General features: G+C 68.8%; 23 protein-coding genes and 1 pseudogene. 10 read left to right on the top strand and 14 right to left on the bottom strand.

From position 1 onward, the window contains the following. Positions 1–109 precede the first annotated feature (109 nt). The 3 genes from BLW84_RS27475 to BLW84_RS27470 all read left to right on the top strand — a co-directional run bounded on the left by BLW84_RS27475 (position 110) and on the right by BLW84_RS27470 (position 3,902). On the top strand, positions 110–1,345 hold the full coding sequence (locus BLW84_RS27475; RefSeq protein ID WP_245761417.1) for a S1 family peptidase: 1,236 nt from the start codon (positions 110–112) through the stop codon (positions 1,343–1,345). Then, positions 1,342–1,503 (top strand): hypothetical protein, encoded by a 162-nt coding sequence (locus BLW84_RS47730; RefSeq protein ID WP_177226718.1) that lies wholly within the window; start codon positions 1,342–1,344, stop codon positions 1,501–1,503. Before BLW84_RS27475 ends, BLW84_RS47730 begins: the two co-directional genes overlap by 4 nt. A gap of 389 nt (positions 1,504–1,892) precedes the next feature. After that, positions 1,893–3,902, top strand: a complete 2,010-nt coding sequence (locus tag BLW84_RS27470) for a transglycosylase domain-containing protein (protein WP_093270874.1) — start codon at positions 1,893–1,895, stop codon at positions 3,900–3,902. A gap of 144 nt (positions 3,903–4,046) precedes the next feature. Here BLW84_RS27470 and BLW84_RS27465 read toward each other — a convergent pair whose 3' ends face one another. Beyond that, positions 4,047–4,634, bottom strand: a complete 588-nt coding sequence (locus BLW84_RS27465; RefSeq protein WP_093270871.1) for a hypothetical protein — start codon at positions 4,632–4,634, stop codon at positions 4,047–4,049. Between the two features lie 139 nt (positions 4,635–4,773). Further along, on the bottom strand, positions 4,774–5,490 hold the full coding sequence (locus BLW84_RS27460; RefSeq protein WP_143061120.1) for a YoaK family protein: 717 nt from the start codon (positions 5,488–5,490) through the stop codon (positions 4,774–4,776). A gap of 139 nt (positions 5,491–5,629) precedes the next feature. Here BLW84_RS27460 and BLW84_RS27455 point away from each other — a divergent pair, with 139 nt between their 5' ends. Continuing rightward, on the top strand, positions 5,630–6,580 hold the full coding sequence (locus tag BLW84_RS27455; RefSeq protein WP_093270866.1) for a phosphotransferase: 951 nt from the start codon (positions 5,630–5,632) through the stop codon (positions 6,578–6,580). Between the two features lie 162 nt (positions 6,581–6,742). Here the strand turns inward: BLW84_RS27455 and BLW84_RS27450 are convergent, their stop codons facing one another. Continuing rightward, on the bottom strand, positions 6,743–7,675 hold the full coding sequence (locus BLW84_RS27450; RefSeq protein ID WP_177226717.1) for a LysR family transcriptional regulator: 933 nt from the start codon (positions 7,673–7,675) through the stop codon (positions 6,743–6,745). Between the two features lie 116 nt (positions 7,676–7,791). Here BLW84_RS27450 and BLW84_RS27445 point away from each other — a divergent pair, with 116 nt between their 5' ends. After that, positions 7,792–9,288 carry an MFS transporter gene (locus BLW84_RS27445; protein ID WP_093270863.1) on the top strand — a complete coding sequence of 499 codons (1,497 nt, stop codon included), beginning with the start codon at positions 7,792–7,794 and terminating at the stop codon, positions 9,286–9,288. A 234-nt stretch (positions 9,289–9,522) separates the two neighbouring features. On the opposite strand, the gene BLW84_RS27440 is transcribed toward BLW84_RS27445, so the two are convergent. Next, on the bottom strand, positions 9,523–10,128 hold the full coding sequence (locus BLW84_RS27440) for a TetR/AcrR family transcriptional regulator C-terminal domain-containing protein (RefSeq protein WP_093270861.1): 606 nt from the start codon (positions 10,126–10,128) through the stop codon (positions 9,523–9,525). Between the two features lie 119 nt (positions 10,129–10,247). On the opposite strand from BLW84_RS27440, the gene BLW84_RS27435 reads away from it, so the two are divergent. Both BLW84_RS27435 and BLW84_RS49335 read left to right on the top strand, forming a co-directional pair. Then, positions 10,248–11,642, top strand: a complete 1,395-nt coding sequence (locus tag BLW84_RS27435; protein WP_093270858.1) for an FAD-dependent monooxygenase — start codon at positions 10,248–10,250, stop codon at positions 11,640–11,642. Positions 11,643–12,140: 498 nt separating this feature from the next. Then, complete coding sequence (locus tag BLW84_RS49335) at positions 12,141–13,049, top strand: C39 family peptidase (RefSeq protein WP_245761416.1); 909 nt, start codon at positions 12,141–12,143, stop codon at positions 13,047–13,049. A 125-nt stretch (positions 13,050–13,174) separates the two neighbouring features. Here BLW84_RS49335 and BLW84_RS49330 read toward each other — a convergent pair. The 5 genes and pseudogenes from BLW84_RS49330 to BLW84_RS27405 all read right to left on the bottom strand — a co-directional run. After that, positions 13,175–13,438 (bottom strand): annotated as a pseudogene (locus BLW84_RS49330) (IS30 family transposase); the annotation flags it as partial. 97 nt (positions 13,439–13,535) lie between these two features. Further along, positions 13,536–14,561, bottom strand: coding sequence for a methyltransferase (locus tag BLW84_RS27420; protein WP_218157490.1), 1,026 nt, complete (start codon positions 14,559–14,561; stop codon positions 13,536–13,538). 335 nt (positions 14,562–14,896) lie between these two features. Further along, a complete protein-coding gene (locus BLW84_RS27415; RefSeq protein ID WP_245761415.1) occupies positions 14,897–15,364 on the bottom strand; it encodes a DUF4232 domain-containing protein in 468 nt (155 codons plus the stop codon). A gap of 443 nt (positions 15,365–15,807) precedes the next feature. After that, positions 15,808–16,650 carry a DMT family transporter gene (locus tag BLW84_RS27410; protein WP_245761414.1) on the bottom strand — a complete coding sequence of 281 codons (843 nt, stop codon included), beginning with the start codon at positions 16,648–16,650 and terminating at the stop codon, positions 15,808–15,810. Between the two features lie 86 nt (positions 16,651–16,736). After that, on the bottom strand, positions 16,737–17,711 hold the full coding sequence (locus BLW84_RS27405) for a TauD/TfdA family dioxygenase (RefSeq protein WP_177226716.1): 975 nt from the start codon (positions 17,709–17,711) through the stop codon (positions 16,737–16,739). Between the two features lie 714 nt (positions 17,712–18,425). Here BLW84_RS27405 and rpmF point away from each other — a divergent pair. Both rpmF and BLW84_RS27395 read left to right on the top strand, forming a co-directional pair. After that, positions 18,426–18,611: a 50S ribosomal protein L32 gene (gene rpmF / locus BLW84_RS27400; RefSeq protein ID WP_093270844.1), complete on the top strand. Its 186-nt coding sequence runs from the start codon at positions 18,426–18,428 to the stop codon at positions 18,609–18,611. Positions 18,612–18,640: 29 nt separating this feature from the next. Then, entirely contained in the window at positions 18,641–19,684 is a 1,044-nt protein-coding gene (locus tag BLW84_RS27395) for a radical SAM protein (RefSeq protein WP_218157489.1), read from the top strand. Between the two features lie 73 nt (positions 19,685–19,757). On the opposite strand, the gene BLW84_RS27390 is transcribed toward BLW84_RS27395, so the two are convergent. Both BLW84_RS27390 and abc-f read right to left on the bottom strand, forming a co-directional pair. Then, on the bottom strand, positions 19,758–21,383 hold the full coding sequence (locus tag BLW84_RS27390; RefSeq protein WP_093270838.1) for an ABC-F family ATP-binding cassette domain-containing protein: 1,626 nt from the start codon (positions 21,381–21,383) through the stop codon (positions 19,758–19,760). A 14-nt stretch (positions 21,384–21,397) separates the two neighbouring features. Further along, complete coding sequence (gene abc-f, locus BLW84_RS27385) at positions 21,398–23,038, bottom strand: ribosomal protection-like ABC-F family protein (protein ID WP_093270836.1); 1,641 nt, start codon at positions 23,036–23,038, stop codon at positions 21,398–21,400. A gap of 476 nt (positions 23,039–23,514) precedes the next feature. Between abc-f and BLW84_RS27380 the strand changes: the two genes are divergently transcribed. Then, a complete protein-coding gene (locus BLW84_RS27380) occupies positions 23,515–24,477 on the top strand; it encodes an alpha/beta hydrolase (RefSeq protein WP_093270833.1) in 963 nt (320 codons plus the stop codon). A 63-nt stretch (positions 24,478–24,540) separates the two neighbouring features. Here the strand turns inward: BLW84_RS27380 and BLW84_RS27375 are convergent, their stop codons facing one another. The 3 genes from BLW84_RS27375 to BLW84_RS27365 form a co-directional block, all read right to left on the bottom strand. After that, entirely contained in the window at positions 24,541–24,996 is a 456-nt protein-coding gene (locus BLW84_RS27375; protein WP_093270831.1) for a nuclear transport factor 2 family protein, read from the bottom strand. 42 nt (positions 24,997–25,038) lie between these two features. Beyond that, positions 25,039–25,470: a DUF6924 domain-containing protein gene (locus BLW84_RS27370; protein ID WP_093270828.1), complete on the bottom strand. Its 432-nt coding sequence runs from the start codon at positions 25,468–25,470 to the stop codon at positions 25,039–25,041. 104 nt (positions 25,471–25,574) lie between these two features. Continuing rightward, positions 25,575–26,180, bottom strand: a complete 606-nt coding sequence (locus tag BLW84_RS27365) for a type VII secretion system-associated protein (RefSeq protein WP_093270826.1) — start codon at positions 26,178–26,180, stop codon at positions 25,575–25,577. Between the last annotated feature and the right edge of the window lie 29 nt (positions 26,181–26,209).

Here is a 26,209-nt window from a genome sequence, read left to right as displayed (position 1 = left end):
TGTTCGCCATGCTCCGCAACAAGACCTACTACCGGCACCCCCATCCAGACGCCGCGCCCGCTGCGGCTTGACAACCACATAGGGACACCCCCCCGGCGAGGACATCGCGGTGCTGCACCTGCGCAACCCGGTGCGAGCCCAGCCCGTGCGGCTCGCCGAGACCACGCCCGCTGACGGCACGCCCGTCCGCATCCTCGGCTGGGGCGCGGCTTCGGACTCCTGCGGCGACTTCAACGACCCCAATTGCTTTCCCAGCAAGCTGCGCGAAGCTGACACCGAGGTCGTCCCGCTCAAGCAGTGCTGGGACGACGACGGCCACACCTTGCCGTTGTGCGTCGGTCGCGCCGATCCTCCCGTCGGGCCGGGGACGACGGACTCCGGAGGACCTGCCCTGGTCCGTGTGGGCGACGAATGGGTACTGGCCGGAACGGTCATCGGTCCCGGCGACAGGGGCGCCAACTTTCCCGACATGTACACCGATGTCGCGAAGAACGCCGGCTGGATCAACGGCATCGTGACCGGAACCGACGTGCCTCCATTCGACCCGGTCCCGAACGTGGAAGGCGCGGCCAAGGTGGGCGAGTGCCAAGGGTCGGTGGTGCGCGCCGCCAACGCGCGCCCCGAAGACCCGGCGCTGGCACTGACCAACGGCCACTGCGTGCCGAGCGGGCGGCCCGCGCCGGGAACAGCGCTGGTGGACCAGCCCGCCGACCTGGAGGACCCGGTCACCATCGCCGACCCCGCCGGCTACCCCCAGACCACCACCCGCGCGACCCGGCTGGTGTACGCGACGATGACCGGCACCGACGTCGCGCTGTACCGGCTGGACAAGACCTACGCTCAACTGGCCGCGGAGGGCGCGAAAGTCTTCCAGTTGTCCACCACCCCGATGCGCATTGGTGACCAGCTATTCATGGCCTACAAGAGCAGCCGTCCACAGTGCACGGTGGAGGCCGTGGTGACGCACCTGCGGGAGGACGGCTACCAGCAAGACGACGCGGTGCGCTACGGCCCCAGCGACACCTGCGTGAGCAAGCCCGGTTACTCCGGCACGGCGCTGCTGGCCCCCGACGAGAACACGGTCATGGGCATCAACAACACCCACAACCGCGACGGCGAGCAGTGCACCAACAACAACCCGTGCGAGGTCGGCCAGGACGGAGCCGTGACCGCGGTGAAGGGCCGCAGCTATGGCCAGCAGGTCTATCAGATTACCGCCTGCCTGGCCGAGGGCTCACGGTTGGACCTGCACCGCCCTGGCTGCGCGTTGACCGGCGCCACACCACCCGCGACCTCCGCCACGCCCCCACCGTCCACCACCACAACCAGCACGACGCAGCCGTGACCACCACCGCCGACCCGACCACCAGCGAGCCTGGCCCCACCGCAGGCGCGGTCGCGGCAGTGGCCGATCAGCGTCGGTCGCCGGCCACCACCGGATTCGGGCCGGCAAGCCTGATCGCGGCCGGCCTGGGCCTGATCCCCATCGGAATCGTCTGGTGATCAGGCCGCGCGCCACCGCACGCCGCCGAGCGTGACCAGGCGCCACTCGTCCCGGGGCGGGGCCGCCCCAGGACGAGTGGCGCAGCAGGTAGAGCTCACTGGCGCAGAAATGCCGCATGACATGCGGAGTGAGCTTGTCCGCCCAGCTCGGCAGGTGCGGCGGCGATCGCGGCGATGTGGTGCCGTGACGAACGTAGTCGTAGGTGCGCTTCTCGCTGGCATCGAGGGCGATCGGCAGCACCGGCCGGTGCGGTTCAGCGCCTGGATCTGGGTTTTCTCGTCCAGCCTGAGTACCGCCGCACCGCCCGGCGGGAGCCGACTCTTCCGCTTTTTCCCGGTTCGTCACGTCTTGAGCATTGCTATCTCCTTGACTCCGAAAGGTGGGGACCGTGCACGACGAGTCCACCGTGGTTCTTCCCAAGGTCGGCAGCCGCTGGCGGCGCGTTCGGCGGATCTGCTTGGCCGTCGTCGGCGGCTTGGTTCTCGCCGGGGTGGGCGCTTTCGGCATCGGGTACCTGGCTTGGGAGGTGCCGGATCCGCAGCAGGTCGCCGCCGAGACTCAGCAGTCGATCGTGCTCAAGTACACCGACGGTTCCGAGATGATGCGGATCGTGCCGGAGAGCGGGAACCGGATCGTGATCCAGGACCTGGGGGAGGTTTCCGGGCCGATGCGACAGGCCACCCTCGCCGCCGAGGACGCCTCCTTCTACACCAACGGCGGGTTCGACTTCACCGGCATCGTACGTGCGGTGTTCGCGCAGCTCACGGGCAGCGCCGGGGGCGGTTCTACGTTGACGCAGCAGTACATCAAGCTCGCCACCGGCGACGACGAGCACAGCTACGCCCGCAAGTTCAAGGAGATCGTGCTGGCGTTCAAGATGACCAACGAACAGCCCAAGGACGAGATCTTCAAGGCGTACCTCAACACGGCGTACTACGGACGCGGCGCCTGGGGCGTCCACGCCGCCGCCAACGCCTACTTCGGCAAGCTGCCGCGCGACCTGAACGCGTCCGAAGCGGCGCTGCTGGCGGGCATGGTGCAGAAGCCGAGCGAGAACGACCCGCGGGTTGACGCGGATCAGGCGAACTGGCGCTGGACCTACGTGGCCGACCAGATGCTGGCCAACCGGATGGTTGACCCCGGGCAGCGGGCCGCGATGCGGATGCCGGAGACCCGGGAGCGGTTCGCGTGGCGCGGGGAGGAGATGTCCGGTCCGCTGTTCCACGTCCGCGAACGGGTGCTGCAAGAGCTGGAGCAAGCCGGGTTCAGCGCCCAGAACCTGCATCAGAACGGAAACACTGTCATCACCACCATCGACCGAGACGCGCAGCGCGTGGCCGAGTCCGCGATGGCTGCGGAGGCCGCGGATGAGCCGGAGAACCTCCGGACCGCGCTGGTGGCGATCGAGCCCGGCACCGGTGCTGTTCGCGCCTACCACAGCGGTGACCGCCAGATCGGGGGCTTCGACTGGGCCAAGGCCGCGCAGCCGCCGGGCTCGACGATCCAGCCGTTCGTCGTGGCCGCGGGGTTGATGGAAGGGTACGGCATCGGTGAGGTCTACAATGGACAGTCTCCGCAGGAGATATACGGCGCCACGTACCGGAACACCGGAGCCTGTCCCGACCTCTCGACCTGCAGCGTCCGTGCGGCGATGTCGGGGTCGGCAGAGACGGCCTTCCTGAACATGACCACGAAGTTCGGTCCCGAGAAGGTGCGCGATGCCGCGCTGCAGGCGGGAATTTCCCCGACCGTCGGGGGGAAACCGTCGATGCAGGAGCGCGACGGCGAGGTGGGGATCCGCATCGCGATGGGCGACTACCCGGTGAGCACGGTGGACATCGCGCGCGGGTACGCGACGCTGGCCGACGGCATGCGGTCGCAACCGCACTTCGTGCAGAAGGTGTTGGACAGCAACACCGGGGACGAGTTGGCCGACTTCGCGACCGAGCCGGAGAGCGCCTTCTCCGACGAGCCCGAGGAGAGCAAGGACATCGCCGGGAACGTCACGGAATCCATGCGGCAGTCGTACCCGTCGGCGCTCCTCAACGATCCGGCCCTCGGCGGGCTCGCCACCGAGCGGCCGGTCGCGGGGAACAACGGCATCGCCCAGTTCGGCGGTTCTCCGGACAAGACACTGACGTCCTGGACGGCGGGTTTCACGCCGCAGATCGCCGTCGCGGTGTCGGTCAGCGCCAGTGACGAGAAAGGCCAACCGCAGCCGGTTCCGGGGTCCAGCAGCTCGACGATGGGGAACCGGGTCTGGCAGCAGTTCATGAAGGCGTACCTGGAGCCCAGGCCGTCCCAGGAGTTCATGCCGTTCAACCCCATCGGGAACTACAGCGAGCCCAACCCGCTCCCGGCGCCGGGCGAGGCGATGTTGGGGACCACACCGCGATAGCACCCAGGCCGCGTTGACGTCGGCGTTATTCGCCCGACCCGCCGTGGCAGGTCGGGCGAATCTGCCCAAATGGAAATTCACCTGGCGGGCCGGGTGAATAGTGTGCGCGTCCGGGTGGGCTGTCCGCCCACCTCAACACCGGTGTCATCGCTGGTCTGCGCGCCAGTCGTCGAATTCCGCCGTGGTGGTCACGCCGTGGTCCAGCACCGCTCGGTACACCTCGTAGCTCGCGATGCCTTCGGCCGGTCTCTTCGCCAGTTCTTCCTTGATCGCCAGCACCAGGGCTCGGTGGTCGTCGTCGAGCCGGGGGGCGAGGGTTCGGAGGTGTTCGAGGTCCGGTTGCCGGTCGGGGCGGTCGACGAACCAGATGTCCAGCGTCCAGTCCGCGCCGTCCAGGGCTCGGTAGGACACGCCCAGGTACAGACCGTCCGGGTAGCGGGGGTCGGTGTTCCACATCCCGGTGTCGTCGCGGAGCCGGACCTCCCGGACCCGTTCCAGCACCGCGAGTTCCGCGCCGATGCGCGCGACGGCCAGGTGGGCGTCCCGGTCCAGTTCCCGGCAGACGACGGTGACGTCGAGGTCCCGCCGCACCATGACCCGCAGCGCCGAGCTGCCGACCTGCACCGGTTCACCGACCGCGCCGAGAACGGCCATCAGGTCGAGCTCGGCGGCCACCTGGCGCGCTTCACGGTTGATGAGTTCCTGCTGATCCAAAAGGCGTTCCGTCGTCACACCCCGGATTCTGCCGTGCACGCGGTAGGCTCACGCGCCAGGTAGGGACGGATGACCACCGTCTCCGACAGCCGAGCCCCTGTCGACGCAGGCCACGCAACGCGTCAGGCCAAGCGACTGGCCACTGTGGACAGCAGCCTCACTTCTCCGCGCGGCCGGATCGCCGGACCGCGCGGTGGTGGAACGCCGCGGCGCCGATGACGATCGCCAGGGCCGCCAGCGGTAGCAGCGGCAGCGCCTGCGGCACCACCAGCAGCAGGGCCCCGCCCGCTGCGGCACCGGCCACCACCGCCAGCAGGAGTGCCGCTCCCCGCACGTCGAACACCTTCGCCCGGTCGCCGGTCGCGAACCCTTCGACCACTCCGATCAGCGTGCTGGTCAGGTACGTGGTGGACACCTTCGCCCGGCTCCCCAACCCGCGCATCGCCGCGCTCTGCAGCCCCATCCCGACCGATGCCAGCACCAGCAGTGCGAGCTGCCAGGCCCCGCTCGGCCGCGCGTCGGTGGCGACCCAACCAGCGGCGAATCCGGCGAGCACGACCGCTTCGACCAGCAGGACCGCCGTGACCCGCACCGGCCAGAGCCGACCGCGCGTCCTCGGCGCCCCCGCGATGCGACTGCCCGCGGCCACACCCGCGATGTAGCCCGCGATAGCGACGAGGGCGTGCACTGCCAGCGGAGCGGAAGCCCGCGCGATCGCGATGCCGAGCAGCACCAGGTTGCCGGTCATCACGCTGCTGAACACGTCGCCGAGCCGGGTGAAGCTCGCGATGTCCACGGCACCGCTGCCGAAGGCCAGCAGCACCGCCATGGCCCCCAACGGCGGATCGCCGCCCTCACCCCGGACAGCGCTCACAGCACGCCCACACCTACCTTCACGACGCACCACCCGTCGGCCGGAACGCGAACAGTCCCCTTGTGTACCGCGGCAGACCGGTTCCCGCTCGCGGAGCCGCCATCACCTGGCGGCCGTGCGAAATGGAACAATCAGACCCATGACCGAGTTCGCGTCGCCGCAGCACATCGCCCACCGCACCTCCGCCGCAGTCGACGCGGCCGTCGGGGCAGGGCGCGATCTCGGACTCACCGTGACCGATTCCCGGGTGCTCCACGACCTGTTCTCGGTCGTCGTCCACCTCGCGCCCGCGCCGGTCGTGGCCCGGATTCCCACCGTGCTGCCGCACAACACCGGGCTCGACTCCCTGGCGCACCGCCAGCAGGCGGAACTGGACGTGACGCGGTGGCTCGCAGACCGAGGAACGCCCGTGATCCCGCCCAGCCCCCTCGTGCCCCGGGAACCCGTTCAGCGCGACGGGTTCTCGATGACGTTCTGGCAGTTCGTGGAGGAGGACAGGGACGGGGAGCCCGACTACGTGGCGAACTCTGAGCTCGCCGCCGACCTGCACGCCGCGCTGCGCGCCTACCCGGGCCGGTTGTCGTTCCTGTCCTCGGCCGAACCTCAGTTCGTCGCGGAAAGCCTTGCCCTGCTGGAAAAGCGACCCGACCTCATCGGTCCGGCCGATCTCGATCGCGCAAGCCGGGAGTGGCAGGTCCTCGAACCGCTCGTCAGCTCGCGCGCGGCGTTCGAAGGGGTGTTCCCCGGGGTCGACCTGCAGCCCATCCACGGCGACTCCCCGCCCGCGAACATCTTCGCCGGGGTGGACGGGCATCTCTTCGCCGACTTCGAGCTGGTCACGCTGGGCCCCGTCGAGTGGGACCTGGCCGCGGTCGGCCCCGACTTCGAAGCCGCCTACAACCGCGGCGCGCAGCGCAACGGTCTGCGGACGCTGAACGAAGAAGTCCTGAAGTTCGTGAACGCCGTGGGGATGCTGCGGGTCATCGCCACCCTCACGCTCGTGCCGCAACTGCCCGTGTTGGAGGAGTACCTGAAGCCTGCCGTCGCCCACTGGCAGGCGATGCCGTTCGCAGGCGGCATGACCGGCTGACACCGGCGAGCGCTGTTCCGGCTATGGCTCGGCGATGATCTTGGTTTCGCGGAGCACTTCGGACGGTTCGATTCCCGCAGCCCCCGCGGCTGTTCCAGCACCGGCCCCGACCGCACCGCGGGCGAGTTCGCCGGCCAGGTCGAATCGGAATCCGTCCACGTGTCACGCCAAGCAGAGCGCCTTCTCGTCGTCGCGACTGATCACAACGCGCTCGGCGGCTTCTGCGAACGCCCGCACCCGAGCCGTCTCCCCCGCCGTGCGCCACACCAGCGCGACCTCGGAGTCCGGCATGCCGCGCAGCGGCACGAGCGCGATGTCCGGACGCGCGTAGTACCGGGACACCGATTCGACCACAGGTGACACGCCCTGCCCGTTGGCGATCGCGGTCAGCAGCTCCTGGAAGGTGCGCACGGCCTGGCGGCGGTTGATCGGCTGGCCGCCCGGCGTCGTGGTCGGGACGTGGAATTCCCACCAGTAGCCCGGTGCCGGGCCCACCACATCGATGACCTCCACCCTGGCCAGGTCCTCCACCGACACCGAGGAACGCCCGGCGAACGGGTGATCGACCGGCATCGCGAGCATCCTCGGCTCCGACAGCAGCACCGGCCCCACCGTCAGGTCCGGCTCCGCCACGGGCAGCCTGGTGATCAGCGCGTCCACGTCGCCGATGCGCAGCGGGCCGAGCGGGTCGGCGCAGTGCACCTCGGTCATCCGCAGCTCGCAGCCGGGGTGCTGGGTGCGGAACTCGGTCACCAGTTTGGCGGTCCACTCATTCGCACCGGAGCCGAGGAAGCCGACCCGGAGGACGCCCTCGATGCCGCGCGCGGTGGCGGAAGCCTGTTCGACCGCGCGGTCCAGCTGCCGGTAGGCGTCCTTGACGTCCTGCCAGAACTGCTTGCCCAGCGGAGTGAGCGCGACGCGGCGGCTGGTGCGGTCGAACAGCCTTCCCCCGATGCGGCGTTCCAGGGACTGGAGGTTCTGGGTGACCCGCGGCGGAGACACGTGGAGGCGTTCGGCGGTGCGCCCGAAGTGCAGTTCCTCGGCCAGTACCAGGAAGGTTTCCAACTCGCGGAACTCCACCTCGATCGCCTCCATCGTTAAGCGTGCCTTAGCGAACCTACCGCAGTTCGGCGTTGTTCCCCCGCCCGTTCGAGCCGATTCTCGACCACGAAAGCACGAACGAAGTCCTTGATGCGAAAGGTTGAACGTTCATGGCCCCGCCCAAGTCCCCGGGCACCGCGCCGGCAGCGGCCGGGAAGCTCTCCGCCCAGCATTGGCTGATGCTCGTCGCGGTGATGACCGGCACGTTCCTGTCCATGCTCAACGACTTCATCGTCAACGTCGCCACCCAGGCCATCCGCGACGAACTGGGCGCGAGCTTCGCCGAGGTGCAGCTCATCATCGGCGGGTACATCCTGGTCTACGGCGTGGTGCTGGTGACCGGCGGCCGGCTCGGCGACATCTTCGGGCACCGCAAGATGTTCCTCCTGGGCAGCGGCCTGTTCACGCTGGCATCGCTGGCCTGCGGGCTGGCGCCCGATCCCGCACTGCTGATCGTGTTCCGCATCGTGCAGGCGCTCGGCGCCGCCATCTTCTACCCGCAGGTGCTGTCCATCCTGCAGTTTGCGTTCACCGGTCGCGCGCGTGCCAAGGCGTTCAGCGTGTTCGGTGCGACGATCGGGCTCGCCTCCATCGCGGGCCAGCTCATCGGCGGCGTGCTGATCGGCGCGAACCTGTTCGGCCTGACCTGGCGGCCGATCTTCCTGATCAACGTGCCGGTCGGCCTGATCGCCATCGCGATCGCCGCCGCCACCCTGCCGAAGCTCGCCGACACCGCCGAGGCGCGGCTGGATCCGCTGGGCGTCGGCCTGCTGACGGTCACGCTGGTGCTGCTGATCTTCCCGCTGATCCAGGGCCGCGAACTGGGCTGGCCGTCGTGGATCACCACACTGCTGGTCCTGGCCGTCCCGGCGCTGGTCGTCTTCCTGCTGTGGGAGCGGCGGGTCGCCAGCCGCGACAACTCACCGCTGGTGCCGCCGCAGCTGTACAAGATCCGCAGCTTCAGCGCGGGAAACGCGATCGCGCTCCTGTTCTTCGCGGGCAACAGCGGCCTGTTCTTCCTGCTACCGCTACAACTCCAGGCCGGCCTCGGCCACACCGCCCTGTACGCGGGCCTCACCTTCACCCCGCTGGCGGCGACGTTCGTGATCGGTTCGCTGCTCGCCCCGAAGTTGCAGCCCAGGCTGGGCAACCACGTGCTGAGCCTCGGCTACGCCATCAACGTCCTCGGCAACGTCGCCATCCTGTTCACGGCGATCAGCGCGGGCGCCGACATGACCGGCTGGATGCTGGCACCGTCGATGGCGGTGATCGGCCTCGGCCAGGGCCTGGGCATGAGCCCACTGGTGGCGGCGGTGCTGGTGGACGTCCCGGAGGAGGACGCGGGCGCGGCCTCCGGCATCATCCAGACGATCATGCAAGTCGGCATGGCGTTCGGGGTCACCGTGATCGGGCTGGTGTTCTTCACCGTCCTCGGCCCCGACACCGCGCCGGCGGCCTACAGCCAGGCGTTCATCGCCGCCCTGGTCGCGCAGCCGGTCCTGGCGCTGCTGGCGTTGGCGCTCGTCCCGCTGCTGACCAGCCGGGGCGAAGCCACCGGACACGTCCCAGAGCCGGAGAGCACCTCCGACACCACCGCCGTGCACTGAAACCAGAAACCCCACCACGTCACCGCCACTTCCTCCCATCCGGCCGATTCCCCTGCACGGCAACACAAGTCGGCTTCGCGTCAGCGTTCCGCGCGCGCGGCGGTCTTCGAAGCCGCCTGCAACCGCGGCACGCAACGCAACGGCCTGCGGCCGTTGAACGACGACGTCCTGAAGTTCATGACCGCCGTGGAGCTGCTGTGATTCATAGGCAGCACCAGCAAACTCCTTGCTGTGTCATGGATTCGCGCGTGCACGCAGTCCGTCGAGGATCAGGTCCAGGCCGAACCGGTGTCGTTCGACGAAGTTGCCGCCGTCGACATGCGCGAGGGTGCGCGCGAGCGCCGGGTAGGCGCCGGCGGTGACGGCGCCGGCGAGCTCGCCACCGGCGTCCGGCGCGTTCTGCTCCTCCGCCACCAGGCCCAGCGTGAGGTACACGATCGCCCATGCGGTCCACGCGGCGTCGGCCTCGCCGCACCCCGCGTCGAGCAGGGCCGCGACCAGCGCATCGGCCACGCCCAGGGTGTTCGGCTTGGCCACGAACGTGCCCGCGACGACCGCGGCCCCGTCGCGGTGCCGCAGCAGCGCTACGCGGTACCGGCGCGCCAGCTCGCGCACTCGCGGCTCCCACGCCTTGGGCAGCCGCGTCAACGACACCTCACCCGCGATCGCATCCGCCATCAGGGCCCGCAGCCCGGCCTTCGACCCGACGTGCCAGGACACGGTGTTGAGCCGCACGCCGAGCCGGTCGGCGACCGCGCGCAGGCTCACCGCGTCCGCACCCTTCTCGTCCAGCAGTTCCAGTGCCGCCTGGGTGATCTCGTGCTGCCGCTGGGAACTCATCTCGCGATCCTAACTGGACAGCGCGACGACCACCGCCCCCGTCTTGTTCAGCGAACAACATTCCCTTGGTCATTGATCAACTGCGGGGTAATCTTGGTCACCGACCAAGAGGAGGTTCCATGGAAGAGGTCGTCATAGCCGGGGCCGGCCCGGTCGGTCTCCGGCTCGCAGCGGAACTGCGACTGGCCGGGATCGGCGTCACCGTGCTCGAACCGCGGCCGGCCCCTGACCCGCGCTCGAAGGCGCTCACGATCCATCCCCGCACCATCGAGCTGCTCGCCTCGCGCGGCCTGCACGAACGGTTCCTGAGCGAGGGCATCCCGATTCCCACCGGGCACTTCGGAATGCTCGACGACCGGCTCGACTTCCGGCTGCTCGACACGGATTTCCAGTACACGCTCGCGATCCCGCAGGCTCGGACCGAGGAGTTGTTCGAGGAGCACGCGCTGGCGGCCGGCGCGAGGATCCTGCGCGGGCACCGCGTCACCGGAGTCACCGACACCGGCGACGCGGTCGAGGTGGCGGCCGAGGGCCCGGACGGCGCGTACGCGCTCCGCGCCGAGCACGTGGTGGGCTGCGACGGCACCCGCAGCACCGTGCGGCAGTCGGCGGGCATCGCCTTCCCCGGCACCACTTACAGCCTGGTCGGCTGGCTAGCCGACGTGGTGCTCGACGCGCCCCCGGAAGGGGGCTACAGCCGGGCGACCGACCACGGCGGACTGATGATCCTGCCGCTGCCCGGCGGGCTGCACCGGATGATCGGCTGCGCCCCGGAAGACGTGCGGTCCGACTGGCCGGGCGAACCGACCCTCGACGAGGTGCGGGCCAGGGCCGTCGCGATCGCGGGCACCGACTTCGGCCTGCGCGCACCGGTCTGGCTGTCCCGCTACACCAACGCCAGCCGGCAGGCGGAACGCTACCGCGCGGGCCGGGTGCTGCTGGCCGGCGATGCCGCGCACCAGCACATGCCCGCCGGGGGCGTCGGGCTCAACGTCGGCGTGCAGGACGCGATGAACCTCGGCTGGAAACTCGCCGCCGTGATGGCCGGGAAGGCCCCCGCCGATCTGCTCGACACCTACCACGACGAGCGGCACCCGGTCGGCGTCGACCTGCTGGAGAGTACCCAGGCGCAGACCGCGCTGTTCGCCGCGTTCTCGCCGGACGGCCAGCAGCTGCGCGCACTGCTGTCGAAGATGATCGCCGAGCAGCCGGGGTTCGCTCGCGGCCTGGCGGAACGACTCTCGGGCCTGTCGGTGCGCTATCCACCCGCGGATCCGGCCGCACATCCGCTGACCGGACTGCGCGCGCCGAACCTGCGGTTCCGCGACGGACCTTGCCTGCTCGAACGACTGCGGTCCGGGCGTCACGTCGAGCTCGACTTCGCCGACGGCCGCGACGAACTCGCCGGGAGCCGCCCAGACTGGGCGTCGGTCCGCGCGGCGCTGATCCGGCCGGACGGCCACGTGGCCTGGGCCACCGAGGACCCGGCCGCACCCAGGCCCAGCCCGTGGTGAGCCCGGCGCGGCCGGCGAGATCGCTTCTTGGCGACCGCATGCCGCCGCTTGCGGACCCGACCGGCGATCGCGGTCCCTGTGCCCAGGCTCACGACCGCATTTTGGGCCGGCCTTCGCGGGTCGGCCCGCGAGAAGTCGATCTCGGCCCCGGACGAGCCGGGGACCGGCGCGTTGATCCTCTCCACGCGGCGGATTCCCGCGCTCCTCACCAGTGCAAATGCCGCCTGCGGCGTTGATCGAGCGGAATCCCGGGGCGGCCGCTTCCGGGAATTGCCAGGCCGCATCGGGAAGTTATCGACCGATCAGCGCCAACCATTACGGAGCGGAGTCGATCTCGAGTCAAACACCAACCCGATCAGGGGACACGTTGAAGTATCGGTGACCCTTAGTTACGTTGCTCGTGGCTGTACATCACGGTCCGGTCACGACGCCTCGCCCCGAGAGGCCACCGCACCCCGGCGGTGGTGCCCGGATCTTCCCCGACCCGGAAAGGCGCACGTGCAGAAGCATGGCAACGCGGGCGGCCGCACCCCGAAGGCCGCAGTCCGCGCACTCGTTGACAAGTTCGGCCCGAAGGCGGGCGATGGCGCCCGCATCGGCAAGGTGTCCGGCAAGGTGCTCCCGGTGGTCGTCGCCGGTGGCGCGCTCGTGATGGTCGGTCAGCCGCTGCTGGCCGGCGCGGGCCCAGAGCAGGCCGCCCCGCACCCCGTGCAGATCCGGGCCGTCGACAACGAAGCCCCGCTGGCCCCGGCCGTCGCCCCGGCCCCCGCCGCCCCGACCGTTTCCCCCGCCCCGGCGGCCCCTCCGGCCCCGGAGGCCCCCGCCGCTCCCCCGGCTCCGGCCGCCCCGGCGGACCAGGGTGCTCCGGCGCCCGCCCCGCTGCCGGTCACCAAGTCCGTCGACGTCGACTACCAGGCGCAGCAGACCAGCTACTGGTGCGGCCCCACGGCGGCCCGCATCGCGCTGTCCAGCAAGACCGACGCGCTGCCGGACCAAGGCGAGATGGCCGCCGAACTCGGCACCACCGAGAACGGCACGGACACCATCGGCCAGGTCGTCGACGGGCTCAACAAGCACCTCGCTGGAACCGGCACCCAGTACGTCGCCAGGGACTGGAGCGACCGCCCGCTGACGCCGGAGATGACCGAGCAGCTGTGGTCGGACACCGTCCGCAACGTCGCCGGTGGCAAGGCGATGGTGGCCAACATCGTCGCGGCGCCCGGCAACCAGCCGCCCGGCTACCCGTCGAGCCAGACGATCTACCACTACGTGGCGATCGTCGGCTACAACGCGGCGGACAAGACGGTGCACATCTCCGACCCGGCGCGGTTCAGCGGGATCGAGGACTACTGGCTGAGCCTCGACCAGATCGCTTCGCTGATCCAGCCCAAGGGCTACGCCGCCTGACGGACAGCACCCATCACCGAAAGTCGATGAAGGCCCGCCGCTCCCCGGCGGGCCTTCATCATGTGCTGGGCCAGGCGTTCACCGCGGGTCCCGCGGCGACCGGCTCAGCCGGTCGCGGTCCCCGACGCGCCGCGATGGACAACTGCGGCTTGGTAGATCGCCTCGTGTGAGATCCGCATCGACTCGTCGTCAGGGAAGTCGAGCGGGAGCCGGTTGGCGATCTGTTGTGGGCTCGATGCTGTGCTCCAGCGCCGATCCTTTCGACGCCCGTGACGGCGGCCTTTCCACTTCACGGCAGGTCCGGGTACCGGTGTGCCATCCGAGGTGGTGGCAGTGCCAGCGAGTAGGTCCTGCACGTACCGTCTCAGTTCCTCGTTCGTGACCAACTCGCCCTTGTTGCCGATCGCGCATTTTAGGCGCTCCACTCCACCACGCATACATCATCGTCGCGGGGAAAAGCAACTTCCCTCGGGCCCCTGGGACCGATCAGACCGCCACTGTTTCGATCACGGCAAAGGCGCCCGCTGGGGTGATTTTGGTGCGCCGCAGCCCGGCAGCGGCAAACAACGCGTCGAATTCGGCGGTCTCACGTTCCTTACCGCCGGTCATGGAAAGCATGTTCATGTCCATCATTGGCGCGATCGCGGGGATGCCAACCTCAGGAATGAGGAGGTCCACGACAACAACCCTGCCTCCCTCCTCGAGCGAGGCTCGGCAGTTCTTCAGAATGCGCACGCAAGCGTCGTCGTCCCAGTCGTGCATGATGTATTTCAGGACGTACAGGTCAGCCGGTGGGACCTCCTCGAAGAAGTCGCCACTGACCGTTGTGAACCGTTCTTTGAGTCCATCGGCCTCAGCGGCCGCCGCAGCGTCGGGAACGATATGGGGTAGATCGAAGACCCCTCCGTGAAGGTCGGGGTTCACCTTCAGCATCGCCCGGACGAGCTGACCGTTTGCGCCCCCGAGGTCAAGAGCGAGCGTGACGCCCTTCGTGTCGAGCACCGCCGCGATGTCCTCGGCCGCAGCTCGCGAGAGGTTGCCCATGGACTCGGTGAAGAGCGCCGCCTCGTCGAGGTGCTTGGCAAAGTAGTCGAAGATCTCATCCCCATGAGCCGCTTTGGTCTGATGCCGGCCAGTGCGTACAGCGTCCGGGAACCTTCCCCACGGCAGCCAATGACCCGGGGATGCCTGGGAAATGGCGAACCCGCGCAACGAGTTCGGGTCATCCTTGCTCAAGGTACTGAGCAGAGAAGTGCCGCTGTAGTGTGTGCCACCATCTGGACTCGTCATCAGGCCGAGCGAGGCACAGGCCCGCATGAGACGCCGAGTCGCGCCAAGGTCAGTGCCTTCCGCCTGAGCGATCGCATCAGGTGTGTCAGTCCCCGCCGCGAGGTGATCTGCCAGCTGGTACAGGGCTGCGGCACGGACCGTCTGCGTGACCCAGTACCCCGTCACCATGGCCATCATTCGCTCGTAGTCCTGCGCCTGAGCCGGTGTCGGTAGAATTTGCAAGTTTGAGCTCCAATTGCATGTAGTGGACCAAACGGCACGCGTTGGTACACGGCCGCCTTCTCAAGACGAGTTATTCCGAACGCTGACGGTGCGTCCGAGAACACCGCCAGAGCGTTCAAGTTCAATCTGTGAGAGCGACCTAATACTGCAACGGCACTTATGGGGAGTAGCCACGTCGCTGGTAGTGGCTGCGGCGGGCTTGGTGTTGGCGTCGTCGGCGCCACCGTGACCAGGACCAGACGTGGCGGGGCGGATGGGGGTGTCGCACAAGATCAACAACCCCGCCCACCATCATCCACTATGGATCACACAAGTGCCGTTGCAGTACCAAGGGGTCACTGCTGTCCGGTGCCCGCCTTGATGGTCTGCACGGTGAGCTGGTTTCCGGGCAGCTTGTCGTTCGAGCAGGCGGTTTCGGGGTTGTCGAACGGGATGTACATCGATGCTGTCTCCTGCGGTGGGTAGATCCGCAGGCCCTTGGCCGGTTCCGGGCGGCAGACCTCGGCATCGTAGTTATCGATGTTCACGTAGCCGATCACCGCGGAGGCCTGGTCGCCGGGTTGGAGCGTGATCGCCCGCCCCTTCGAGCCGTCCCGGAAGGCGGGCGCACCAATCTGGTGCCCGTCGTTGCCACCGACGTAGGACACGCCGGGAAAGCCCTGAATCACGCACCGGCGGTCGCTGGTGTTGGTGAAGATCAGCGGCCGGTAGACGGTTCCCGCCGCGCCGTCGCCCTTGCCGAACGACAACTGGAGGTCCGCGGCCTTGCAGAGCCCGCCGTCGGGCTCCAGTGCTGGCCGCACGGCCGCCGAGCCCCCGCCCGAAGCCGTGGTCGCCGTGGAACCCGTCGTTCCAGCGGAAGCCCCGTTCGCGGGCGGAACCTGGCTGCCGCCTACTGGAGCCTGCGCATTCGAGCCCCCAGGACTGCACGCAGCCAACCCGACGGTCAACGCCGCCGCCGTAACCGCCAAGAACCTGGCTCGAATCATCGTTCCATCCTTCCCTTGCATTCAGTGTCATGCGTAAGACGAGCGGCGACCGGTGGGGTTGCGACGTTGCTCAATCCGTGCCCAATGGTGCAACGACCCGCGTGAGCACTTTTGGTCGCCATAGCCCCAAAACACTCACACAGGATGGGGATACCGGACCGGGAAGGCGTCGCCGATCGTCGTTGGCGATCGTAGGCGCTCGGACAGCGCGGACCAGTCTGGAAATGTACTTCCTTCCTTTGCCTCGCTTTACGATTTCAAGCCTTTGAACTCGTTGCGCCGGAACGGAATTCGGCCAGGTACATGGCGCCGACGACCAGCGCCCCGCCGATGATGATGCGTCCCGTCAGTTCATCGTGATCCACCAGGACGCCAAATACGCCTGCGAAGACCGGTTCCAGAGTCAGGATGATGGCGGCGACCGAGGCCGGCAATCGAGCCTGTGCCCAGGTTTGCATCAGATATGCGGCTGCCGTCGCCACCACGGCCAGCCCAATGACGGGGATCCAGAAGCCCCAGTCCATCGGGACGGTGATGCCGTCCGGGGCGCCCAGTGCCAGACAGAGTACGCCGACCACGCCTAACTGCACCACGGTGAGCGCGTGTGCGTCACGTGCTGTGGACCATTCGCTGAGCGCAACAATATGTAGGGCAAAGAAAAGCGCGCAAAGCAACGTGAGACTTTCACCCGGACCGATCGCAAATCCCCGCAGCGACATGACCCCCAGACCTGCCGTGGCAATCACCACCGCACACCAGGTCGCCGGCCCGATCCGGTAGCGCAGGAACAACCCGGCGATCACGGGGGTGAACACCACGGACAGCCCGGTGATGAACCCCGACATGGACGCCGATGTGTGCTGCTGGCCATACGTCTGCCCGATGTAGGCGACACCGAGCGCCAACCCCAGCAGAACACCATGTCCCAGCTGTCTCCGGCTCAGCTTCAGCCCCCGGCGGGGACGCAACGCCGCCAGCACCGCGGTCGCGATCAGGAACCGCACGGCCAGGAAGTCCATTGGCGATGCTTGCCGCGTGACGTCCTTGACGACGACGAATGTCCCACCCCAGACAACGGTGACCGCGATCAGCGAAACCAACGCAAGCAGGTTCAGCCTGCCTCGGCGGGTAGCGGAACGAGCGACTGTGACCGACCGCTCGCGCTCAGCCCCTGCAGTGCTCACACTCATCGGCCGGCGTGCAACGACGGGTACGGTCCCACCTGGACCTGGGCGTATCCCGGCTCGCTGCGCTCGGCCTCCGGACGTTGCCACGTGCCACGCACGAGGATTCGCTTCAGCCAGCGGTCCGTGCCGTCGTACCGTGCCTTGAACGGTCGTCGGGCGTGCGCGGCGACGTCGTTGTTCACCACGATGACGTCGCCTGGTTCGGCCATGACCGTCGTGGCGCAGCGGTCCAGCGCCTCGCCCAGCCGTTCCCAGGCGGCTCGAAGCTCCGGTTGTCCGCCGGGCAGCTTCGTGTAGGGCGGGTCGTACCGCATGCACAGACCGTGCCGGGTCTCCCACAGGGTCAGCATCCGCGCCGCGTCCTGACTGTCGTTCGACCAACTCCCGGCGTAGCTGTCATCGGGGTAGAGGAGGACCGGCCTCGTGCTGAGCAGTGCGATGTCGTCCTCCGACAGGTCCGCCCGCCGGACACTGGCCACATCGGTCCCGACCTCATCGGGGTTGCGCACGCAGGCCAGCATCAGCAGTTCTGGCCGATCGGGGTGGTAGGAATCCTCGGTGTGCCATTCCAGCCTGACGGTACTGCTCGCACCGACCTGCATGTCCGCAAACGCTTCGCTGGGGACGATGTTGTGGACGAGCCGCCCGTCCTGTTGCGATTTCCAGCCGAATATGCGACCCGCCACGCTAGCGACGATTGCGAATGCAACGTCCAGGCCCCGCGTCTGATCAGGATCAATGGTGTCCCATGATTGCGGCGTCAGCCCGGGGGCGTCGGTGAATTCCGATAAGATCCCCTTGAGGATGCAGTAACCGGAATCCGACTGCGGAACACAGGTTAGGCGCCCTAACGCGGCAACGAGTGCGCGCGGAATCCGGTGACTGTACAAGTGCAATGTGTCGGCAGTTACACCTTCATCGACCAGCAGGGAGACTGTCCGACGCAGAAGTTTCTTTTGTTGTTCGTCGACCACACGAACCTCAGCCAAGTCTTGTGCGTCTAGCACACTACTTCCTTGTTTTTGACGTGAAGTTGCAGAACTACAGCTCGTTGAGGCTAGCATCGGTTGCTCTACTAGAGTCATTTTTTGATTGGCCCTTGCACATTTGGGCAAGGCATGCAGAGTTGGTCTGGTTCTGGACCTTCTGCCGGAGGTCAGTGCCGCACCGCCGGGCCCCCGCGAACGGCTCGGCCGCTACGCCGTCCCCACCGAGGACAGCCCGGTCAGCTACCGCGGCGTGTAAGCCTGACACTGCCTTCCCCGGCCGTATCAGTGCTTCTTCCGGCCGTCGACCCGGACGTCGCTGCACAGCACGAAGTTCCGCGGTGCTAGCATGTCCGGCGTGATCGAGGTCGACAGAATCTAGCCACCGAACTGCCGGTGGCCTTCACCCGCCCGCGGAAGCATGGCTCCCGGGTTCGTGGATGACCTTTCCCAGCGCAGGGCTGTAGATCCGCCTGTTCGAGGCTTTGACCTCCCTGCGCGAACCTTCACCGGCACGTTCGCGCCGCACCGACCTCGGTCACGTGTCCGTGCTTGCGAACGCGCAATGTCGATCTCGCCGATTCCGCCCGGTATTGCCGGGTTCCTCGCGCCGGTATCGACACCGCCACCGCATCGCCGCCTGGCCGCTGGTCGGTTGCGCCGTCAGCTCCGCTGATCCGCATCCTCCCGAAAGGCCGGCACATGCAGCACCGCACGTCCCGTTCCCGCACCCGTCATCGCCGCGCGCAGTGGAAGACCAGCGCCCCGGCACTCGCCCCCTGCACGAATCCCGCCTGCGGAAAGCCCACGCCACCGCATCGGATGTGCGCGCACTGCGGCTTCTACCGCGGCCGTGAGGCATTGTCCGCATTGGACGGTGACCGATGAGCGCCGTCCTCGCCCCGAGGAGCCGCTGGATGCGGATCCGCGACCACCTCGCCGAGACGGGAGCCCCGACGTTCCGGTTCCGGCAGCTGATCGACGCCTGGCAGAACACGACAGCCGAGACGTTCGCGGACGTGCACGTTCTCCCGGCGGCGCTGCGCGCCGAGCTGGCCGAACGGTTCGGCCCTCGGATTCACACGCTCACACCGCTGGAAGTGCAGCACGGCGAGCAGGTCGAGAAGGTTCTGTTCGCCTCTGACACCGGGGCGCGGATCGAGACCGTCGTCTCGCACTACCGGGCCGGGTGGGATTCCATGTGCGTCTCCTCCCAGGCCGGTTGTGGTCTGGGCTGCACGTTCTGCGCGACCGGCGCCGTGGGTCTCGTCCGCAACCTGAGCGCGGACGAGATCGCCTCCCAGGTCATGCACCCGCACTGGACGCGCACCGGTCTTCCCCGGCCGACGAGCGTCGCGTTCATGGGAATGGGCGAAGCACTCGCGAACCCGCACCTGTTCGACGCGCTCACCCTCCTCACCGACCCCGGCTACGCCGGGATGTCCCCGCGGCGGCTGACCGTGTCGACCGTCGGTGTGGCGCCGAACCTCGCCCGGCTGGTCGAGCAGCACCCCCAGGTGACGATCACGTTGTCCGTGCACTCGCCGTTCCCCCAGCAGCGCGCACGGATCATCCCGCTGGAGGAGCGGTTCCCGCTCGCGCGGAACCTCGACATCCTCGATCGGCACGCCGCTGCGAGCAGGCGGAAGGTCTACCTCGCCTACCTGCTGATCGCCGGTGTCAACGACGGCGACGACCACCTCGCGGCGGTTGCCGAGCTGGTGCGTCGGCGATCTCGGCCGGAGCTGTTCCACGTCAGCGTCATCCGCTACAACGCGGCGGCGGGCGCGGTTCCGGGCTATCGCGCGCCTTCGCCCAGGCGCGTCGACGAGTTCGTGAACGGGCTCATCGCCCGCGGGGTGAACGCCACCAGGCGCCGCCAGCTCGGCGCCGACATCGACGCCGCCTGCGGCCAGCTCCACGCCAAGTACCTCGCACTCGCTCCGACTGCGGGCACCTGAGAGGAAGATGACGGCATCACCGAGACGGCCCGCTGCCGGTGAAGGCAGCGGGCCGTCTCGGCACTAATTTCGTCTATCTCGTCGCGGCATTCACGATTCGTCCACTATCGACACTGACCTCGGCGCCACGCCATCGTGAGCGCATCCAGCGATCGTGGCTGGCGAGCACGATCGCGCCCGGCCCGGGGCCCAAAGCGTCCTCCAGCTCGTCGCACAGGCTGGGAGACAGGTGGTTGGTGGGCTCGTCGAGCAGGAGCAGGTGTGGAGGGCGCGCCACCAGCAGGGCCAGGGCGAGCCGCCGACGCTGCCCCACCGACAGCTCCCCGACGGGTTTGTCCAGGTCCCGTTCCGGCAGCAAGCCCAGCGAGCCGAGCGGGACGGTTTCCGCACGGGCAGCGCCGACCGCCGATTCGTACGTGACCCGCGCGGTGCGCCCCGGCCGGTCGAACTCGGTGTCCTGGCCCAGCAAGCCGACGCGAAGACCGGGCTGCCGCCGCACGCCGTCCGGATCGAGCCGGCCGCCCAGCACGAGCAGCAGGGTCGACTTCCCCGCACCGTTAGGCCCGGTCACGAGCAGCCGTTCGGTGGCCGAAACGTCCAGGCGTCCGACCGAAAGCCTTCCGAGCACGTGAACGTTGCGCAACGACACCAGGAATTCTCCTTCGGTGTGCTCCGCGAGGGAGTCCGGGCAGAACCGCAGAGGCTGCGGCGGCGCAGGAACCTGTTGACGTTCCAGCTCTTCGAGCCTGCGTGCCGCGTTGCGCACGCGGCGCGCTATCTGGTTCTGCACCCGTCCGGCTCGGTGCCCGTAGCCCATCTTCTCGTTGTCGCGCTTGGCGCGGTTCGGCGCGACCTGGTGGGTGGTCACGCCGAGCGAGTCGCGCAGGGCGGCGATCTCCTCCTGCTCCTCGACGTAGCGCCGCTGCCAGCGTTCCCGATCGGCCCGCCGCTGCGCCAGGTAATCGCTGTAGCCGCCGCCGTAGCGGACCGGGCCGTCCACCGCCGGGTCGAGGTCGATCAGATCCGTGCAGACCGCATCGAGGAACGCCCTGTCGTGACTGGCCAGCACAACCGTTCCCGGCAGGCTGCGCAGTTGCTCCTCCAGGAATGCGGCCGCGTCATCGTCGAGGTGGTTCGTCGGTTCGTCGAGCAACAGCGCGGACGGCCTGCGGACCACCAGCGCGGCCAGCGCCAGCCGCCCGCGCTGGCCGCCGGAGAGGGAGGCGAGGGTGCGGTCGTGCGCGACGGAGCCGAGGCCCAGCCCGGTGAGCACCATCTCCGCCCTTCGGTCGGCATCCCACGCCTCGTGGCGCTGCGCCCGTTCCAGGCTCTCCGCGTACTCGGCGAGCAGATCGTCGTCATCCGGCGCGGCCGCGAGAAGCCCGGAAAGCCGGTCGATCTCGGCGAGATCTTCGCGGGCGTCGGCCAGCGCGTCGTCGAGCACACCGGCCACTGTGGACTCTCGAGCGAACGGCATCTCCTGGCGGAGGTAACCGAGATCCGGCGGACGCTGCACGCTGCCGCGGTCGGGCCGGTCGACCCCGGCGAGCACGCGCAACAACGTGGACTTCCCGACGCCGTTCTCACCGATCAACCCGATGCGGCGGCCCGGAGCCGCCGTGAGCGAGACGCCGTCGAGCACCCGCCGGTCACCGAGCACGCGCACGACGTCGTGCGCGATCAGAGCTGCTTCGACCATTGCCGTGGCCCGGCTCACCGGGTCGCGGCGGGCGCGGCCGTTTCCAGCAGCCGACCGGATTCGAGCCGGAGCCACCGGTCCACCCGGATCTCGCCCAGGAAGCGCTCGTCGTGGCTGACGACGACGAACGCGCCGCGGAAGGCGTTGAGCGCGCTCTCCAGCTGACCGGCGCTGACCAGATCGAGGTTGTTCGTGGGCTCGTCCAGCAACAGCAGCTGGGGCGCGGGCTCGGCGAACAGGATGCAGGCCAGCGTGGCGCGCAGGCGCTCCCCGCCGGAGAGGACCCCGACCGGCAGGTGCACGCGCGAGTCGCGGAAGAGGAAGCGGGCCAACAGGTTCATCCGCTGCGAGGGCGGCATCGCCGGCGCGAACGCCGTCAGGTTCTCGGCGATGGTGCGATCGTCGTCGAGCAGGTCCAGGCGCTGCGACAGGTAGGCGATCCGGCCGTCGGCCCGCCTGACGTCGCCGCTGCCGGGTTCCAGATCACCGTTGATGATCCGCAACAGGGTGGACTTCCCGGCGCCGTTGGGGCCGGTCAGGGCGATCCGCTCCGGGCCGCGAATCGCCAGGTCGATCCCGTCCCCGGCGAACAGCGCCCGGTCGTCGTGCCCCACCCGCAGCCGTTCGCCCAGGAACAGGGTCCGGCCCGCGGGAACCGCGGTCTGCGGGAGCTCCAGGCTGATCTTCTGCTCTTCCCGCAGCGTTCGCTCGGCCTGGTCCAGCCGGTCCTTGGCCGCGCTCAGGCGCGCGGCGTGCGTGCCGTCGGCCTTGGCCGCCGACTCCTGCGCGTTGCGCTTCATCGTGCCGGCGAAGATCTTCGGCAGCCCCGCGTTTCCGAGGTTTCGCTGGGCATTGCTCGCCCGGCGGGCGGCGCGCTCGCGCGCCTGCTGCATCTCGCGCTTCTCGCGCTTGACCTCCTGCTCGGCGTTGCGGATGTTCTTCTCCGCGACGTCGCGCGCGGCCTGGACGGCCTGCTCGTAGTCGGTGAAGTTCCCGCCGTAGAAGTTGACTTCCCCGCTCTCCAGCTCGGCGATGCGGTCCATCCGGTCGAGCAGCGCGCGGTCGTGGCTGACCACGAGGAGGCAGCCGTGCCAGTCGTCGAGCACGTCGTAGAGCTTGCGGCGCGCGTCGAGGTCGAGGTTGTTGGTCGGTTCGTCGAGCAGCAGCACGTCCGGGCGCTTGAGCAGCTGCGCCGCGAGCCCCAGGGAGACGATCTGCCCACCGCTGAGGGTGGCCAGGCGGCGGTCGAGCCCGATCTCGCCGAGGCCGAGGCGATCCAGCTGGGCGCGGGTGCGCTCTTCGACGTCCCAGTCGTTGCCGATGGTGGTGAAGTGCTGCTCGTCGACATCGCCCGACTCGACCGCCGTCAGGGCCCGCAGGACCGCGGTGATCTCCAGGACGTCGGCCACGGTCCGCTCGCCGGTCAGCGGCAGGTCTTGCGGGAGGTAGCCGAGCACGCCGTCGACGGTGGTGCTGCCGGCTTCGGGCCGCAGCCGCCCGGCGATGAGCTTGAGCAGGGTCGACTTCCCAGCCCCGTTCGGGGCGACGAAACCGGTGCGGCCGCCGGGAACGGTGAAGGAAAGCCCGGCGAAGACGGGGGAGTCGTCGGGCCAGGAGAAGGACAGGCCGGACACGACGATGCGATTGTCGGACATGGGTGAGACCTCAGTTGGGTGAGTGCGGGCAGAACTTGGCCCCGCAGAAGAGGAATGGACGACGGCATGGCCCTGCGGCGTCGCTGTCAGCAGCGTGCCGAGAGCCTGCGAGTCCGGGGATCACCCGGAGATGTCGTCTTCACCCACCACGTCGAGTCTCCTTCACGATGACTTCGCCCCGAGATTAGCAGCAGCGTCCCGCGCGGGTCGTGCGGCGATAAGCCAGGCGACACTTTTGGGCAGCGGCCGCGGCTTCGCCGGGGAGCCGTGTTAGCTTTCCGCGCATGCTCATCGAGGTGGACAGACTCCGGTCGCCGAGCCGCTGACGGCCAGCGACGCCCCTACCACCGAACGCACCTTCGCCCCCGAGCGTTCCGCTGCGCCTATTCGGCGCGGTCGCATGCTGCGCGGGTTCACCGCCGCGCGCACCGGTCTCGGCGTGCGGTGAAGGATGCGCTGACTTCCAGGAGCAATCCATGACGCCCGAAGAACCTCGGCAGCCGTTCGATCCAGAACTGGCCGCACTGTTACCCGCCCTCGAAGGCCACGTTCCGGTCGGCATGACGCCGGACCGGTTGGAGCACTTCCGCACGCTCCACTTCCCCAGCATCGACGAGCAGATCGGCGACCGCCCCGTCAAATGCGTCAGCCGCACGATCCCCGGCTACGGCGGGGCGGAGATCGAGGTCTCCGTCATCTCCCGCGAGGACCACTGCAGCCGCGGGCCCGGGATCTACCACATCCACGGCGGCGGCATGGTCATGGGAGACCGGTTCTCCTCCGTGCACCCGCTCATCGATTGGGCGCTGAAGTACGACGCCGTGGCCGTCACGGTCGAGTACCGGCTGGCTCCGGAGCACCCCGACCCGATTCCCGTCGAGGACTGCTACGCGGGCCTGCAGTGGATGGCGGACAATTCGGATGATCTTCTCTTCGACCGTGATCGCCTGGTGATCTTCGGCGGCAGCGCCGGAGGCGGCCTCGCTGCCGGCACCACGCTGCTGGCTCGCGACCGCGGCGGGCCGAAGCTCCTCGGGCAGCTGTTGCAGTGCCCGATGATCGACGACCGGAACGAGACCGCGTCGTCGCACCAGTACGACGGGATCGGCGTCTGGGACCGGACGAGCAACCTGACGGCGTGGACCGCGGTCCTGGGCGAGCGGCGGGGAACCGCCGACGTCTCGCCGTACGCGGCGGCGGCCAGGGCCACCGATCTCAGCGGGCTTCCGCCGACGTTCATCGATGCCGGCTCGGCCGAGGTGTTCCGGGACGAGGACGTCGCCTTCGCGAGCGCGATCTGGGCAGCCGGAGGCGATGCGGAACTCCACGTCTGGGGCGGAGCCTTTCACGGATTCCACGACATAGCACCGGAATCCGCGCTGGCCCGGGCCTGCATCGCGGCCCGCGAATCCTGGCTGGAGCGCCTGCTCCGCCATTAGCGGATCGTGGCGAGCAGCCCGGCCGGACCGCCGCGCGGGGAGGAACTACCGCCGCGCGGCGGCCTAGCGCAGATGACGGCTCACATCGCCGACGAAGCGGATGCGGACCCGCCGCTCCGCGAACCGCCATCGCCCGTCACGGCGCTCGAACCGATCGTGGTACCGGCCGGCCGCGATGGGTTGCAGCGGCAGATCGGGAAGTGCCTGCAACACGGTCACGTACGAGCGCGCGACCGCCGTGTCCGCCTGCTCGTCGAGCTCGATCGCGATGTTGGACACGACGTGCTGTGTCCTCGGCGTGCCGTCGTCGTAGACGATCACGGTGTCCTGGAGCATCTTCTCGATCGCTTCGCGGCCGCGCACCTCCGCGCGGCCGCCCATGAAGGTGGCGTCGGCCAGCAGGCGGCCGAGCCCGGCGAAATCGCCGTCGTCCACGAGCTCCGCGTAGCGCGCGATCAGGTTCTCGATGGCGCGGTAGCTAGACGCCGGATCGGCGGGCATGCGGGTGGATGTGGACATGGTCTGCCTCCACGTGGGACGAGTTCGAGCAGCTGGCTGGGTTCAGTCCTCGAAACCGCGGAAGACCCCGTCGGAATCGGCGGCCTCATGGAACTCCTCCAGATCCATGTTCGCCATCGACAGGTTGTTCTCGATGCCGATGGCCTCCTCGGGCAGGCACCGGAAGTCGATGCGCTCGTTCTCGTCGCTGACGCTGACGATCCACACCGGATGCTCGGGATCGGTGATGGTGGTCTTGTCGACCACGAAGAGCGCCCCGCGCTCGGGGTCGGTCAGCTCGTAGATCTGCTCCTTCGCGAGCCCGGCGTAGGCGGGGTCGTCGACGATCAGGTACTCGGCGGTGAACTCGTCCTCGTCCTCCGGCGTCGGCCCCTGCATCCGGCTCAGCACGGACCGCCACACGGCGTCGTCGCTGAAGTCGGTGCGGACCAGCAGCATGTCGGAGTTCTCGTCCCAGGTCGGGAAGGGCTTCATCGGTTTCCTTCGGGATTCGGCTCTCTCGGACCCACGCTATCCAGGGCGGATGGACGATTCGTCGACGGCGGGCGGCGATCCGCATACGACGCATATACGGTGCGTCATTCCGCCGTGACGTACTCGGTGAACATGTCACCGACCAGCCGGACCGATGCGGGCCCGCCGGGGTTGAACAGCACGTCCACCTGATACTCCTGGAGCAGGTCGCTGAGCTCCACCGCGGTGACCTCGGCGCGCCAGTCGTCGGCGTGCACCCGGTGCCGCTGCGCGGGAGCGGTGGACACCAGCAGCGACGGCACGTCGTCCGGCGACGGCGCGATGATGGGCCGCCCGGCCGCGTCGAGCGCCACGTCGAACACGCTTTCCTTCAGCACGGCGAACAACGCATCCGAGTCGATCTCGCCGCGCACCAGGAGCTGGAGCGTCGCGTCCACCGGGTCGGTCGGCGATCCCGGCTGGGACGGCACGTAGTCGGGGTTCGCGCGGAACCTCCCGACAGTGCCGTCCGCGGTCACCAGCCACCCCCCGACGACCGCTTCGAGCGGCGGTCCCTGAACTTCCACCTCCTGCTCCGCTGGGCCGTCGGACACCTCCTCCGTCGCGTCGCCCTCCCGGGCGTTCTCGGCGAACTGCGCCTGCCATGCGGGGTCGATCAGGAACACCCACTGGTCCTCGGCGGGCCGGCCGTCGTTTTCCGGTGTCGTCATGTCGAGCTCTTCTCGTCGTAGTCCATTGC

The organism is Saccharopolyspora shandongensis (assembly GCF_900106995.1).
Classification (GTDB): domain Bacteria; phylum Actinomycetota; class Actinomycetes; order Mycobacteriales; family Pseudonocardiaceae; genus Saccharopolyspora; species Saccharopolyspora shandongensis.
The sequence above is the reverse complement of the archived record's forward strand: the minus strand, read 5'-3'. Positions and strand labels throughout refer to the sequence as shown.

Coding starts and splice junctions, on each gene's coding strand:
- BLW84_RS27445 (WP_093270863.1), top strand. CDS start 7,792: ATGGCCCCGCCCAAGTCCCCGGGCACCGCGCCGGCAGCGGCCGGGAAG.
- BLW84_RS27440 (WP_093270861.1), bottom strand. CDS start 10,128: ATGAGTTCCCAGCGGCAGCACGAGATCACCCAGGCGGCACTGGAACTG.
- BLW84_RS27370 (WP_093270828.1), bottom strand. CDS start 25,470: ATGAAGCCCTTCCCGACCTGGGACGAGAACTCCGACATGCTGCTGGTC.
- BLW84_RS27365 (WP_093270826.1), bottom strand. CDS start 26,180: ATGACGACACCGGAAAACGACGGCCGGCCCGCCGAGGACCAGTGGGTG.
- BLW84_RS27390 (WP_093270838.1), bottom strand. CDS start 21,383: ATGGTCGAAGCAGCTCTGATCGCGCACGACGTCGTGCGCGTGCTCGGT.
- BLW84_RS27395 (WP_218157489.1), top strand. CDS start 18,641: ATGCGGATCCGCGACCACCTCGCCGAGACGGGAGCCCCGACGTTCCGG.
- BLW84_RS27375 (WP_093270831.1), bottom strand. CDS start 24,996: ATGTCCACATCCACCCGCATGCCCGCCGATCCGGCGTCTAGCTACCGC.
- BLW84_RS27380 (WP_093270833.1), top strand. CDS start 23,515: ATGACGCCCGAAGAACCTCGGCAGCCGTTCGATCCAGAACTGGCCGCA.
- rpmF (WP_093270844.1), top strand. CDS start 18,426: ATGCAGCACCGCACGTCCCGTTCCCGCACCCGTCATCGCCGCGCGCAG.
- BLW84_RS27450 (WP_177226717.1), bottom strand. CDS start 7,675: ATGGAGGCGATCGAGGTGGAGTTCCGCGAGTTGGAAACCTTCCTGGTA.
- BLW84_RS27435 (WP_093270858.1), top strand. CDS start 10,248: ATGGAAGAGGTCGTCATAGCCGGGGCCGGCCCGGTCGGTCTCCGGCTC.
- abc-f (WP_093270836.1), bottom strand. CDS start 23,038: ATGTCCGACAATCGCATCGTCGTGTCCGGCCTGTCCTTCTCCTGGCCC.
- BLW84_RS27455 (WP_093270866.1), top strand. CDS start 5,630: ATGACCGAGTTCGCGTCGCCGCAGCACATCGCCCACCGCACCTCCGCC.